13 protein-coding genes and 1 riboswitch are annotated in these 12,136 nt (G+C 64.5%); of the genes, 2 read left to right on the forward strand and 11 right to left on the reverse strand.

The features are described from left to right. Window positions 1–10: 10 nt before the first annotated feature. From lepB (ASG77_RS19835) to ASG77_RS19875, 9 genes are all read right to left on the reverse strand, one after another. Window positions 11–880, reverse strand: a complete 870-nt coding sequence (gene lepB, locus ASG77_RS19835; RefSeq protein ID WP_056349083.1) for a signal peptidase I — start codon at window positions 878–880, stop codon at window positions 11–13. Continuing rightward, window positions 881–1,558 (reverse strand): signal peptidase I, encoded by a 678-nt coding sequence (gene lepB, locus ASG77_RS19840; protein WP_056349086.1) that lies wholly within the window; start codon window positions 1,556–1,558, stop codon window positions 881–883. A gap of 85 nt (window positions 1,559–1,643) precedes the next feature. Further along, on the reverse strand, window positions 1,644–2,003 hold the full coding sequence (gene rplS / locus ASG77_RS19845) for a 50S ribosomal protein L19 (protein ID WP_056349088.1): 360 nt from the start codon (window positions 2,001–2,003) through the stop codon (window positions 1,644–1,646). Window positions 2,004–2,246: 243 nt separating this feature from the next. Further along, complete coding sequence (gene trmD / locus ASG77_RS19850) at window positions 2,247–3,119, reverse strand: tRNA (guanosine(37)-N1)-methyltransferase TrmD (protein WP_056349091.1); 873 nt, start codon at window positions 3,117–3,119, stop codon at window positions 2,247–2,249. Further along, window positions 3,120–3,665 carry a ribosome maturation factor RimM gene (gene rimM, locus ASG77_RS19855; protein ID WP_056349094.1) on the reverse strand — a complete coding sequence of 182 codons (546 nt, stop codon included), beginning with the start codon at window positions 3,663–3,665 and terminating at the stop codon, window positions 3,120–3,122. A gap of 112 nt (window positions 3,666–3,777) precedes the next feature. Beyond that, window positions 3,778–4,020 carry an RNA-binding protein gene (locus tag ASG77_RS19860; protein WP_056349097.1) on the reverse strand — a complete coding sequence of 81 codons (243 nt, stop codon included), beginning with the start codon at window positions 4,018–4,020 and terminating at the stop codon, window positions 3,778–3,780. A 1-nt stretch (window position 4,021) separates the two neighbouring features. Next, the gene (rpsP, locus tag ASG77_RS19865; RefSeq protein ID WP_056349101.1) at window positions 4,022–4,438 is read right to left on the reverse strand and encodes a 30S ribosomal protein S16; all 417 of its coding nucleotides are present in this window, start codon (window positions 4,436–4,438) and stop codon (window positions 4,022–4,024) included. A 212-nt stretch (window positions 4,439–4,650) separates the two neighbouring features. Next, window positions 4,651–5,088, reverse strand: coding sequence for a hypothetical protein (locus ASG77_RS19870; RefSeq protein WP_200950819.1), 438 nt, complete (start codon window positions 5,086–5,088; stop codon window positions 4,651–4,653). A 113-nt stretch (window positions 5,089–5,201) separates the two neighbouring features. After that, the gene (locus tag ASG77_RS19875; RefSeq protein ID WP_056349107.1) at window positions 5,202–6,077 is read right to left on the reverse strand and encodes a VOC family protein; all 876 of its coding nucleotides are present in this window, start codon (window positions 6,075–6,077) and stop codon (window positions 5,202–5,204) included. A gap of 118 nt (window positions 6,078–6,195) precedes the next feature. Beyond that, window positions 6,196–6,303: riboswitch (TPP riboswitch) on the forward strand. 39 nt (window positions 6,304–6,342) lie between these two features. On the opposite strand from ASG77_RS19875, the gene thiC reads away from it, so the two are divergent. Next, window positions 6,343–8,112 (forward strand): phosphomethylpyrimidine synthase ThiC, encoded by a 1,770-nt coding sequence (thiC, locus tag ASG77_RS19880; RefSeq protein WP_327019632.1) that lies wholly within the window; start codon window positions 6,343–6,345, stop codon window positions 8,110–8,112. A gap of 4 nt (window positions 8,113–8,116) precedes the next feature. On the opposite strand, the gene ASG77_RS19885 is transcribed toward thiC, so the two are convergent. Beyond that, window positions 8,117–8,851: an alpha/beta hydrolase gene (locus ASG77_RS19885; protein ID WP_056349113.1), complete on the reverse strand. Its 735-nt coding sequence runs from the start codon at window positions 8,849–8,851 to the stop codon at window positions 8,117–8,119. Between the two features lie 103 nt (window positions 8,852–8,954). Next, the gene (gene ffh, locus ASG77_RS19890; protein WP_056349117.1) at window positions 8,955–10,535 is read right to left on the reverse strand and encodes a signal recognition particle protein; all 1,581 of its coding nucleotides are present in this window, start codon (window positions 10,533–10,535) and stop codon (window positions 8,955–8,957) included. A gap of 88 nt (window positions 10,536–10,623) precedes the next feature. Here ffh and ASG77_RS19895 point away from each other — a divergent pair, with 88 nt between their 5' ends. Further along, entirely contained in the window at window positions 10,624–12,027 is a 1,404-nt protein-coding gene (locus ASG77_RS19895; protein ID WP_056349120.1) for a glucose-6-phosphate dehydrogenase, read from the forward strand. The last annotated feature ends 109 nt before the right edge of the window (window positions 12,028–12,136 follow it).

Below are 12,136 nucleotides of genomic sequence, written 5' to 3' on the forward strand. Positions count from 1 at the left end.
GCGGACACTCCTAGCCTCCCGCAGGAACGTTCCGGAAGACGGCCGGATAATTGTCAAGGACAGTGATCCGGTTCAACGGCCATGCGATGACGGCGGCTTTGCCCTCTACGTCCACGAGGTCGACGAATCCGCCATTGGATTCCAGGTGCGACCGGGAATCCGCGGAGTGGTTCCGGTTATCGCCCATGACCCAGACCTTTCCTTCCGGAACAACGACGTCGAAAGCACGGATCTGCGGTTCCTCAGCCCCGTTGACATAGGTTTCATCAATAGGAGATCCATTGATGGTCAGTTTACCGCCGGCGTCGCAGCAGATCACGTGGTCACCGGGTAGCCCGACGACCCGTTTGACGAGGTGCTGTTCCGAGTTGTCCGGCAAAAGTCCCACAAATGTCAGACCGTCCTGGACCCAGGTGAAAGGTCCATTCGGTTCCACCGGTGCGGTGCTCAGCCAGCCCTTGGTGTCACGGAAGACCACAACGTCGCCGCGTGAGAGGGAAAACGGCTCGGGAACCAGCAGGTTCACGAAGATGCGGTCGTTGACGTCCAGGGTGCTGACCATGGACTCGGACGGAATATAGAACGCGCGGAACAGGAACGTCTTGATCAGGAAGGACAGCACCACGGCGATCACCACTACCGTGGCAACCTCCTTCAGCCAGACAAAGAGCTGGCTGGGGGCGGCAGGCTCAGTCTGCGGCGCGGCTGATCGCCTTCCGGAAGCCGGCGCGGCAGGTCTGGCATCCGCCCCGCCGGACGCCCCGCCGTCGGACATCCCGACGCTGGATGTCGCGCCTGCGGGCGGCGCTGAGATCCCGTCGGCAGTGCCGGGGGCTCCTTCGCGAGGCGGCTCAGGTGTCCGGGCATTGTTCTCGGGCATTTACTGTCCGTCCTCTGTTGTTGATCCTGCCGCTGGCGGCCGTAGTACTGCAGCAAATCTATCAAGTGGCCATACGATCTGGACCGGCCTGCCGATGACACGGTCCATTGGCACCATGCCTCCGCCGGGCGCACCGAGCAGGCTGCGCGAATCAGCGGACGCGGAGCGGTGGTCACCGAGCAGCCAAAGCCTTCCGTCGGGCACCACGGCGCTGAAGATCTGCGTGCTTGGACTGTCTCCGTCGAACAGATACGGCTCGTCGAGTGCCTCGCCGTTGACGGTGATCTTTCCGTCTGCATCGCAGCAAACCACGGTGTCCCCCGGCATGCCGATGACACGTTTGACGTACGTGGTGTCACTGCCGGCCAGGCCAAGCCACTGCCCGGCCGCTGCAACGGAATCCAGAAGGGGGCCCTTCCCACTGTGCAGGGGAGCAAACGAACCCCTGCCGTCGAAGACCACAATGTCGCCCCGACGGATGGGTTCGGCATGGAAGTCTGTCCTGGAGACCAGGATGCGGTCCCCGTTCGCAAGGACCGGCTCCATGGATTCGGACGGTATGTAATAGACATCCAGCCACAGGGAACGGACCAGCCCGCTGATAGCCACGGCCAGGAGAACTGCCAGGAACGCAAAACGCCAGCCCATTCTTCTGGGCTGGCGTTTTGTCTGGTCCATGATCCGTATTCCTGGGGCGCTGTTGCGAAGGGCTCCGGCGCTGGCCTGGTACGGCTGGGGCCTGCTTTGTAGGTCCCTGGGGACTTTACTTCTTGGGCTGGAAGTCGCGCTTTTCCTTGATCTTCGCAGCCTTGCCGCGCAGGTCGCGCATGTAGTACAGCTTCGCGCGGCGCACGTCACCCTTGGAGACAACTTCGATCTTGTCGATGATCGGGGAGTGCACCGGGAAGGTACGCTCCACACCGACGCCGAAGGAGACCTTGCGGATGGTGAAGGTTTCGCGAAGACCGTCGCCGTGGCGGCCCAGGACGAAGCCCTGGAATACCTGGACACGGGAGTTCTTGCCTTCGATGATGTTCACGTGAACCTTGAGGGTGTCACCCGCGCGGAAGACAGGAACATCGGTGCGCAGCGAGGCTGCATCTACGGAATCGAGAATATGCATAATTGCACTCCTGGTGAACGCCACAGGTCATTCACTTTGGGTCACGGCGGGCAAGCCCGGAAGTACCGGAAATTACCGCCGAAAATTAAGTGGGGCCGGTTCCTTCACTGATTGAAGGTCCCGGGGTGTCCAGCTGTTGGTTGCGCTCCCCCTGTGGCAGGTGCGGACCCAGCAGACACAAAGACTAATTTTGCCACACTCGTGGGCCTACAGCCAATCGCCTTGGACCACAGGCGCGCCGGTTCAGGTTGAGGCGTCGTTTCCAGTGTCCGTGCTGGTATCGGCCTGCCGTCGTGCCAGGAGGTGACCGTCGACGACGTCGTATCCGAGGTCGGCGAAAGCCGTCCGGTCGGCACGTGGCAGCTTCCCGGCGTCGAACGTTTCCAGCAGGTCCGGACGGCGTTCCGCTGTCCGCCGGTACTGCTCGTGGCGGCGCCACTGCGCGATCTTCCCGTGGTTGCCGCTCAGCAGCACTGCCGGGACATCCCGGTCCCGCCAGCTGGCGGGCTTGGTATACACGGGGTATTCCAGCAGCCCGTCCGAATGCGACTCCTCCACCAGGGAATCAGGGTTGCCCACAACGCCCGGCAGCAGCCTGCCGATGGCTTCGACCATGGCCAAAACGGCCACTTCGCCGCCGTTCAGCACATAGTCACCAAGGCTCATGGGGCGCACCGTGAAGTGCTCTTCCGCCCACTCGATGACACGCTCGTCGATGCCCTCATAGCGGCCGCAGGCAAAAACCAGCTGGTCCTCGTCTGCGAGCTCATGGGCCAAAGCCTGGTTGAAGCGCTCCCCTGCCGGCGACGGGACAATCAAAACCGGCTTGGTGGGCTCGGCCGCCGTGGCCTCGGCGCCCCCTGCGGCTTCACCGGCTCCGGCGACAGCAGTTGCGGCAACGGCAGCCAACGCCTGCGCCCAAGGCTCAGGCTTCATCACCATGCCGGCGCCGCCGCCGTACGGGGTGTCGTCCACTGAACGGTGCTTGTCGGTAGTGAAATCACGCAGGTCATGGACGCGCAGGTCCAACAGGCCGTCCTGGCGGGCCTTGCCAATGAGCGAGAGCTCCAGGGGCGCCAGGTACTCCGGGAAGATACTGACGACGTCGATTCTCATCTACGCGTTTTCCTCCGCGTCACCGGGGCCGGCTTCGCCGTCGTTGACCTCAAAGAGACCGTCCGGCGGCGTCAGCAGGACGAAGCCGTCGGCCACATTGACCTCCGGAACGATCTGCTCCACAAACGGGACAAGGATTTCCTTGCCGTCCGGCGTTTCAACCACGAGCAGGTCCTGGACGGGCAAGGTGTGCAGGGCGGCGATCTTGCCGACGACCTGCGACCCGACGCGCGCCTCGAGCCCTACCAGTTCGTGCTCGTACCAGCCTTCGTCGTCGTCCTCGTCCAGCTCTTCGGTTTCGATGAAAAGCTTGGCGCCGCGCAGGGTCTCTGCCTGGTTGCGGGTCTCGATTCCTTCGAATGCGAGGAGCAGGATGTCCTTGTTCCAGCGCGCACCCTCAACAATGAGCGGGCCGGCCGATGCAGGCTCCACCACAAACTCGGTACCTGGAACAAACCGGTCCCCCGGAGCGTCGGTCAGCACCTGGACCGTCACTTCGCCGCGGATTCCATGCGGTTTGCCGATTCGTGCCACCTGAAGCTGCATCTGTTCCTCTGTCTGTGATCGTGCCGGGATTGGGCGATGTGGTGAAAGCACTCCGGCCCCTCCACCGTTGCTGGTGGAAGGGCCGGAGCAAAAAACTGATGTTGCCGAGCGCTTAGCGGCGGCGGTCGGTGTCGACGACGTCGACCCTGACCGGCTCGCCGTCTGCCAGTGCCGCCACCACGGTGCGCAATGCCCGTGCTGTGCGGCCCTGGCGGCCGATCACCCGTCCCAGGTCATCCTGATGAACACGAACCTCGAGGGTGTCCCCGCGGCGGTTGTTCTTCGAGCTGACCTTGACATCTTCCGGCGAATCAACGATTCCCCGGACGAGGTGTTCGAGCGCTTCTGCCAGCAATCTACTCAGCCTCGGTGGTCTCTGCCTCGGCCGGGGCCTCGGCTGCGTCAGACTGCTTCGACTTCTTGGTGATGGCTTCCGGGATGATCACGGAACCCTTTTCCGGGGCAACAAAGGCAGCCTTCGGAGCTTTGGTCTTCAGGGTGCCTTCCTGGCCCGGCAGGCCCTTGAACTTCTGCCAGTCACCGGTGATCTTCAGGATCGCGGCAACCTGCTCGGACGGCTGTGCGCCGACGCCGAGCCAGTACTGGGCACGGTCCGTGTCCACCTCGATGTATGAGGGCTCTTCGGTGGGGTGGTACTTGCCGATCTCTTCGATGGCACGGCCGTCACGCTTGGAGCGTGCGTCCATGACGACGATGCGGTAGTACGGTGCGCGCATCTTGCCAAAGCGCTTAAGGCGAATCTTTACGGCCACTTTTGTGGTCACTCCTGTTTCAGAAAAGGGGTGAACCGACGTTCTGCACCCGTGGGGCGGGCCATACTTGAGGGTTCGAAGGACAGGATCCGGACGCGGAGAGAGGGGCCACGCAGATCGAGTACCTGTTTATTGTGCCAGATCAGCGTCCGGATTTCGACTTGACACGTCGGGATGGGGCAGCCGCGCGGACCCGGCGGGCCACGGCCGGCCTACGACGACCAGACATACACGCCGGTGCGTGCGGCGTCATCGACGGAGTTGGCCAGCTCAGCGAACTGCTGGACATACGTCCGGGCCTCGGCCACGCCGAACGGCATGTCATCCTGGGCGGCCCACTTTTCAGCGACGTCGTCCAGGACATTGCCTTCGCCTTCAGTCTCGTAGCTGAGCAGGTCCGCGAGCGCACGCACCATAGCCGGCGGGACCCCGAGGAGGGAATCACTGGCCACGTCAACCATGGCCAGTTCGTAGTCCGCGCCACCGGCGTGCACCGCAACGCCGGCAAGATCGCCAAGCTGCTCGATTTCGAAATCGCTGATTCCGGGAATCCGCAGGGCCTGGCCCGCCGGGGAGCCGCCTGCATCCAGGACGTCCGCCCGCTTCAGCGCGGCATCGTGAGTGGAAACAAAAATTTCAGTGAAGCCCATGGGAACAGCCCTCATTCCGTCGACGGTGCGGCCTGGAAGGGCAGCAGCAAGTGCCGCCCCGGCCGTTCAGAATCAGCCTAGTACAAGGCAGGCCGCACATTTGGCATCCGCACTCAGCGGACGGCGACACGGATATTGTTGCGCCACGGGTCCTCGAAGCGCAGCTCGGCGCCCGTGTGGTGCGAGGCCACACCGGCGACCTTCAGGCGGTCGGCGAGCGCTCCGACGTCATCCCCGGAAGGGACCTCGATGAGCACTTCGCCGAGGCCCAGGGTGTCCTTGCGGGGACCGGCTCCGCGGCTGTTCCAGACGTTCATGGCCATGTGGTGGTGATACCGGCCCGCGGAGACAAACAGCGCCTGCCCGTGCCAGCCGGCGGTCTTTTCGAAGCCCAGCGTGCCCACGTAGAAATCGTGCGCTGACTGGACGTCGCCCACCTGGAGGTGGACGTGGCCCACACCGGCTTCGCTGGCCCGCTGGCCGGCCACGGATTCCTGGGTCAGGTGCTGCTCAAGGTAGCGCTGCGGCGGCAGTGCCAGGCTGTCCATCACTACAGCCTTCCCGTTCCAGGACCAGTTTTCGCGGGGCCTGTCCCAGTACAGTTCGACGCCGTTGCCTTCGGGGTCATTGAAGTAGAAGGCCTCGCTGACGAGGTGGTCGGCGCTGCCGGTGAAGGACCGGGGTTCGTACTGGGCGGCGGTGGCTACCGTGGCGGCCAGCGAAGCCTGGTCGTCAAACAGCAGTGCGGTGTGGAACAGCCCGGCCTCTCCCCTGCCCGGCAGATTCAAGGACGGGGCGGCCGCGAGATGGACCAGCGGGCGTTGAAGGCGGCCAAGATAGACGCCGCCGTCCTGTTCCGCGACGACCTCCAGGCCGAGCGCACGCTGGTAGTAGTCGGTCATCAGCTTCATGTCGCCCACCTTGAGCATCACGGTGCCCATGGAGAGGTCGGCAGGAAGGAGATCCCGGCTGGTGGCTTCTGCAGTCATTTGAAAACTCCCGGTCCGTTGGCCTTCGGATGGAAGGCGGCTATGGTTCTAATTTACTTGAAGCTTCAATTTAATTCAAGCGTTCCTGCAAAATCCTGCAGCGGCTGTGGTAGCTTCGACTTGACCACACGGGAGCCCTTGCAGGGGCTGAGATCGGGCTGACGCAGCCTGCGACCGTTGAACCTGTCCGGGTAATGCCGGCGAAGGAAGTGAGTATTCATTGAATACACAAGAAACACAGCTGATCACTGCCCAAAATGACGACGTGGATCAAACGCTCCAGCCTGAAACCCAGTCACTGAAATCCCACTCGCTGGCGTTTATCACCGATGAGGCCACCGGGATCCGGGTTCCCGTGACCGAGATCGCCCTCGAACCATCGCCAAACGGCGAGGCGAACGGGCCTTTCCGGACCTACCGCACGGCGGGACCGGGCAGCGATCCTGTGGTGGGCCTCAACCCGTTCCGCTCAGAGTGGATCGCCGCCCGCGGAGACACCGAGCCCTACAGCGGCCGGGAGCGGAACCTGCTCGACGACGGCAAGTCGGCCGTGCGCCGCGGCGCAGCCTCTGCGGAGTGGAAGGGCGCGCAGCCGGTGCCCCGCCGCGCCGTCGGCGGCCGGACCGTCACCCAGATGCACTACGCGCGGCAGGGTGTCATCACCCCCGAGATGCAGTTCATCGCCCTCCGTGAAAATTGCGACGTGGAACTAGTCCGCAGCGAAGTGGCGGCTGGCCGGGCCATCATCCCCAACAACATCAACCACCCGGAATCCGAACCGATGATTATCGGCAAGGCCTTCCTGGTGAAGATCAATGCCAACATCGGCAACTCGGCCGTGACCAGCTCCATCGCCGAGGAAGTGGACAAACTCCAGTGGGCCACCCAGTGGGGCGCCGACACGGTGATGGACCTGTCCACCGGCGATGACATCCACACCACCCGGGAATGGCTCATCCGCAACGCCCCCGTGCCCATCGGTACAGTGCCCATATACCAGGCGCTGGAGAAGGTCAACGGCGAGGCCAACGCCCTGACGTGGGAGATCTTCCGGGACACGGTCATTGAGCAGTGCGAGCAGGGCGTGGACTACATGACCATCCACGCCGGTGTGCTGCTGCGTTACGTGCCGCTGACGGCCAACCGCGTCACCGGCATCGTCTCCCGGGGCGGTGCGATCATGGCGGGCTGGTGCCTGGCCCACCACCAGGAGAATTTCCTGTACACGCACTTCGACGACCTGTGCGAGATATTCGCCAAGTACGACGTCGCGTTCTCCCTGGGCGATGGACTGCGCCCGGGAGCGACGGCGGACGCCAACGACGCCGCCCAGTTCGCCGAGCTGGACACCCTGGCCGAACTGACCCAGCGGGCGTGGGAATTCGATGTGCAGGTCATGGTGGAAGGTCCCGGGCACGTCCCGTTCCATTTGGTGCGGGAGAACGTGGAACGCCAGCAGGAACTCTGCAAGGGCGCCCCGTTCTACACCCTGGGGCCGCTGGTTACTGATATTGCCCCGGGTTATGACCACATCACGTCCGCTATCGGCGCCACGGAAATCGCCCGGTACGGCACGGCGATGCTTTGTTACGTCACGCCCAAGGAACACCTTGGCCTCCCGAACAAGGACGACGTGAAGACCGGTGTGATCACCTACAAGATCGCCGCCCACGCAGCAGACCTTGCCAAAGGCCACCCCGGCGCCCATGAACGGGATGATGCCCTGTCCAAGGCCAGGTTCGAGTTCCGCTGGCGCGACCAGTTCGCGCTGTCCCTGGACCCGGTCACGGCGGAGGCCTTCCATGACGAGACGCTGCCCGCCGAACCGGCCAAAACCGCCCACTTCTGCTCCATGTGCGGCCCGAAGTTCTGCTCCATGAAGATCAGCCAGGACATCAGGGACGAATACGGTTCCGCCGATTCGCAGGCGGCCATCGCCGAGGCCTACAGCGGGATGCGCGAAAAGAGTGCGGAGTTCCTGGCCGCCGGCGGGAAGGTCTACCTCCCCGAGCTTCGGATCCCGACCGGGAGCTGACGGCTCAGGAAGCCTGAACTGAGCGCGACCTGCCGACGTCGGCGATGAAGGACCGGATGGCACGGTCACCTTCGGCAGAGTCCTGGGGCCGGTGTCCTCCCGCAGCGATGCGGTGCAGGGCACCGGTTTCCTGCAGATATCCGGCGATCTCCTCGTAGAGCGGTTCCCATCCACCCGTCAGGACCAGGGTGGGGACGCCCGGAACAATATGCAGCGGGGCCTCCCAGGACGGCGCCTGCAACCGGAGCCGGCGCGCCGACCGTTTTTCCTCCGGCGTGGCGGGCTCCTGCAGGTCCGCCGCGAACATTCGCCGCACGAACTCCCGCTGGAAGTCTTCATCGCTGAGTTGGTGCCGGACGTCGAACAGCGGTTGCATCATGGCCCTGTGGGCAGACGTGGCCGGCAGTTCGGCGGTCAGGGACAAACACGCCGGTTCAACCAACGTGAGGGAAAACACCAGATCGGGGCGTTCGACGGCGGCCATCATGGCCGCAATGGCGCCCTGGGCGTGGGCGACGACATGGCCGCCGGCAGCCCCGCGGCCGTCATCGGCAAGTGAACGCAGGATGATGGCGGCGTCTTCAGCGAACGAGGACTCCACGGGTTCAGCCACAGGATCAAAGCCGTGCCGCCGCAGGAAGAGGGCGTCGTACGTCAGGGCCATTCCGTGCTGGCGCGGCCACGCCGCGGCACCGAAAGGTCCGGCGCCGTGCACGAACACTACCCGCTGTTTGAACATGACCCAACCCTATTCCACGGCATCGACATCCCAATCGGGCAGCAGCCAGTGTCGTTATGAGTGCTCACAACGACGCCTGCTGCTACCCAGTCGGGAGGGGTGGTTACTTGCCGAGGAACTTGTCGAATCCCTTGGGCAGGTTCAGCTGAGACGGGTCGAAGTCGCCGCCCTGTTGGCCGAACGCTGCCCCCGTGGGGAGCGCCTTCGCCGCGCCGGCCCGCCGGGCCTCGGCGTCCTTCAGCTCCTGGGCAGCCTTGGCAGGGTTGCCTGAGCGGGCCTTCTTCTTCGGTGCGTTCTTGCCGCCCTTCCGCGCACCGCCGGGGCCGCCCATGCCAGGCATCCCGGGCATTCCGGGCATGCCGCCGCCCTGGGCCATCTTCTTCATCATCTTCTGGGCCTGGCCGAAGCGCTCCAGCAGGCCGTTGACCTCGGAGACATGCACGCCGGAACCCCGGGCAATGCGTGCCCGGCGGGAGCCGTTGATGATCTTCGGGGCGACGCGTTCGTGCGGCGTCATGGAACGCACGATCGCCTCGACACGGTCGATCTCGCGCTCGTCAAAGTTCTCCAGCTGCTCGCGGATGTTCTGCGCACCGGGCATCATCATGAGCATCTTCTTCATGGAGCCCATGTTGCGGATCTGCTGCATTTGGGAGAGGAAGTCATCCAGGGTGAAGTCTTCCTGGTCGGCGAATTTCTTCGCCATCCGGGCGGCTTCGTCCTTGTCCCAGTTCTTTTCGGCCTGCTCAATCAGGGTGAGGACGTCACCCATGTCCAGGATGCGGGAGGCCATGCGGTCCGGGTGGAACAGCTCAAAGTCATCCACGCCTTCGCCGGTGGAGGCGAACATAACCGGCTTACCGGTGACCGATGCAACCGAGAGTGCGGCACCGCCGCGGGCGTCGCCGTCGAGCTTTGACAGCACGATTCCGGTGAAGTTCACACCCTCGTCAAACGCCACAGCCGTGTTCACGGCGTCCTGCCCGATCATGGCGTCGATCACGAACAGCACTTCATTGGGGACGATGGCGCGGCGGATTTCGCTCGCCTGCTCCATCATCTCGGCGTCAACACCGAGGCGCCCGGCGGTGTCAACAATTACGACGTCGTGCAGCTTCTGGCGCGCTTCCTCAACGCCGGCGCGGGCGACGGCGACCGGGTCACCGGCGGGGTGCTCCAGTTCCGAAGTGGCTCCGGGGTGCGGCGCGAAAACGGGCACGCCAGCGCGGTTGCCGACAACCTGGAGCTGGGTGACGGCATTGGGCCGCTGGAGATCACATGCCACCAGCAGGGGGCTGTGGCCTTGGGCCTTGAGCCATTTGGCGAGCTTGCCCGCCAGGGTGGTCTTACCGGCACCCTGGAGGCCGGCCAGCATGATGATAGTGGGACCGGTCTTGGCAAGGCGGATCCGGCGGGTCTCGCCACCGAGGATCTCAACGAGTTCCTCATTGACGATCTTGACGATCTGCTGGCTGGGGTTCAACGCCCCCGATACCTCTGCCCCGAGGGCACGCTCGCGGACGCGGGCCGTAAACTCACGCACCACGGGAACGGCGACATCGGCATCCAGGAGGGCGCGGCGGATCTCCCGGACTGTGGCATCGACGTCGGCCTCAGTGAGGCGGCCCTTGCCACGGAGATTCTTGAAGGTTGCTGTCAACCGGTCAGAGAGTGAATTGAACACGCGCCGCGCACTTCTTTCAGTGGATTTACAGGGGGGACTCGACTATCTAGGGTACCAAGTCGGGCTTGCCGGATGGCATGCTGGCAGGGTGACCAGCCAAACAAGTGTAAAAACCCTGCTCATTCTGGGTGCCTCAGGCGATCTGACGGGACGCCTTCTGCTCCCGGGACTGGCCCGGCTGGTGGCGAGCGGCCGCGCCGATGGCCTGACCCTGGTGGGCGCCGGCTCCGATGCCTGGACGCCGGGCCAGTGGCGGGCCAGGGTCCACGAGGCCTTCGCCCCCGCCGCGGAGGCCGCCGACGCGGCCGGCAAGAAGGCACTCACGGCCTTGGCGGAAGCTACCCCCTATCACCAGCTGGATGTTACGGCGGACGGAGCCCTGGCGGCATTGTTGGCAGGCCTGGAAGGCCCCACCGCGATCTATTTTGCGCTGCCTCCCCATGTCAGCCAGCTGGCTTGCGAGTCCCTGCACCGTGACCAGGTTCCGGCCGGAACACGGCTGGTGATGGAGAAGCCGTTCGGCGCAAGTGTTGCCTCGGCCCGTTCCCTCAATCAAACACTCGCCGCGCTGGTGCCGGAGGACCACATTCACCGGGTGGACCACTTCCTGGGCAAGGCGACGGTGCTCAACATCCTGGGCCTGCGCTTTGCGAACAATTTCCTGGAACCCGTATGGAACCGCGAGCACGTGGAAAAGGTCGAGATCATCTTCGACGAGGACCTGGCACTGGAGGGAAGGGCGCGGTATTACGACAACGCCGGCGCCCTGCGCGACATGATCCAGAGCCACCTGCTCCAGATCATGGCCCTGATGGCCATTGAGCCGCCGGCCACCATCGGGGAGCGGGACCTCCGCGACGCTATCGCAGCCGTGCTGCGCGCCAGCAGCATCAGCGCGCCGTACGCGAACTCCACCCGCCGGGCCACGTATACGGCGGGTTCGATTGCCGGCCGGAACGTCCCGGACTATGCGCAGGAAGAAGGGGTGGACGCAGCCCGCGGGACAGAGACCCTGGCGGAAGTCCGGGTGGACATCGACAACTGGCGCTGGAAGGGGGTCCCGTTCATCCTGCGTTCGGGCAAGGCCCTCGGGGTGAAACGCAAGGAAGCCGTGGTCACGTTCCGCCCTGTCCCGCATCTGCCGGGAGGATTCACCGGCGTGGACTCCCCCAACCAGCTGCGGATCGGGTTCGGGCCGGATACCCTGGCGTTCGACGTCGACGTCAACGGCCCCGGCAGCATCTTCAGCCTGAGCCGCACAACGCTGAATGCGGAGCTGAGCGCTTCTGAGCTGCTGCCCTATGGCGAAGTGCTGGAGGGCGTCCTGAGCGGCGACCCGCTGCTCTCGGTGCGCGGCGACACCGCGGAGGAATGCTGGCGGATTCTTGAGCCGGTGCTGAAGGCCTGGCAGCGGGGCACGGTGCCGCTGGAAAAGTACGACGCCGGTTCGGCCGGCCCCGCCGGATGGCCGGGTTCCGCGCCGGCTGGCTAAGGCTGGCTGGCTATGCCAGAACAAACAGAGCGGGCAGGGAACCTTTCGAGGTTCCCTGCCCGCTCTTTCGTTTGGAACAGTCTGCTTTGCCGATCAATCAGCTTCCGGC

The organism is Arthrobacter sp. Soil762, assembly GCF_001428335.1.
In the GTDB taxonomy this organism is placed as follows: Bacteria; Actinomycetota; Actinomycetes; order Actinomycetales; family Micrococcaceae; genus Arthrobacter.

Coding starts and splice junctions, on each gene's coding strand:
- lepB (WP_056349083.1), bottom strand. CDS start 880: ATGCCCGAGAACAATGCCCGGACACCTGAGCCGCCTCGCGAAGGAGCC.
- lepB (WP_056349086.1), bottom strand. CDS start 1,558: ATGGACCAGACAAAACGCCAGCCCAGAAGAATGGGCTGGCGTTTTGCG.
- rplS (WP_056349088.1), bottom strand. CDS start 2,003: ATGCATATTCTCGATTCCGTAGATGCAGCCTCGCTGCGCACCGATGTT.
- trmD (WP_056349091.1), bottom strand. CDS start 3,119: ATGAGAATCGACGTCGTCAGTATCTTCCCGGAGTACCTGGCGCCCCTG.
- rimM (WP_056349094.1), bottom strand. CDS start 3,665: ATGCAGCTTCAGGTGGCACGAATCGGCAAACCGCATGGAATCCGCGGC.
- ASG77_RS19870 (WP_200950819.1), bottom strand. CDS start 5,088: ATGGGCTTCACTGAAATTTTTGTTTCCACTCACGATGCCGCGCTGAAG.
- ASG77_RS19875 (WP_056349107.1), bottom strand. CDS start 6,077: ATGACTGCAGAAGCCACCAGCCGGGATCTCCTTCCTGCCGACCTCTCC.
- ASG77_RS19885 (WP_056349113.1), bottom strand. CDS start 8,851: ATGTTCAAACAGCGGGTAGTGTTCGTGCACGGCGCCGGACCTTTCGGT.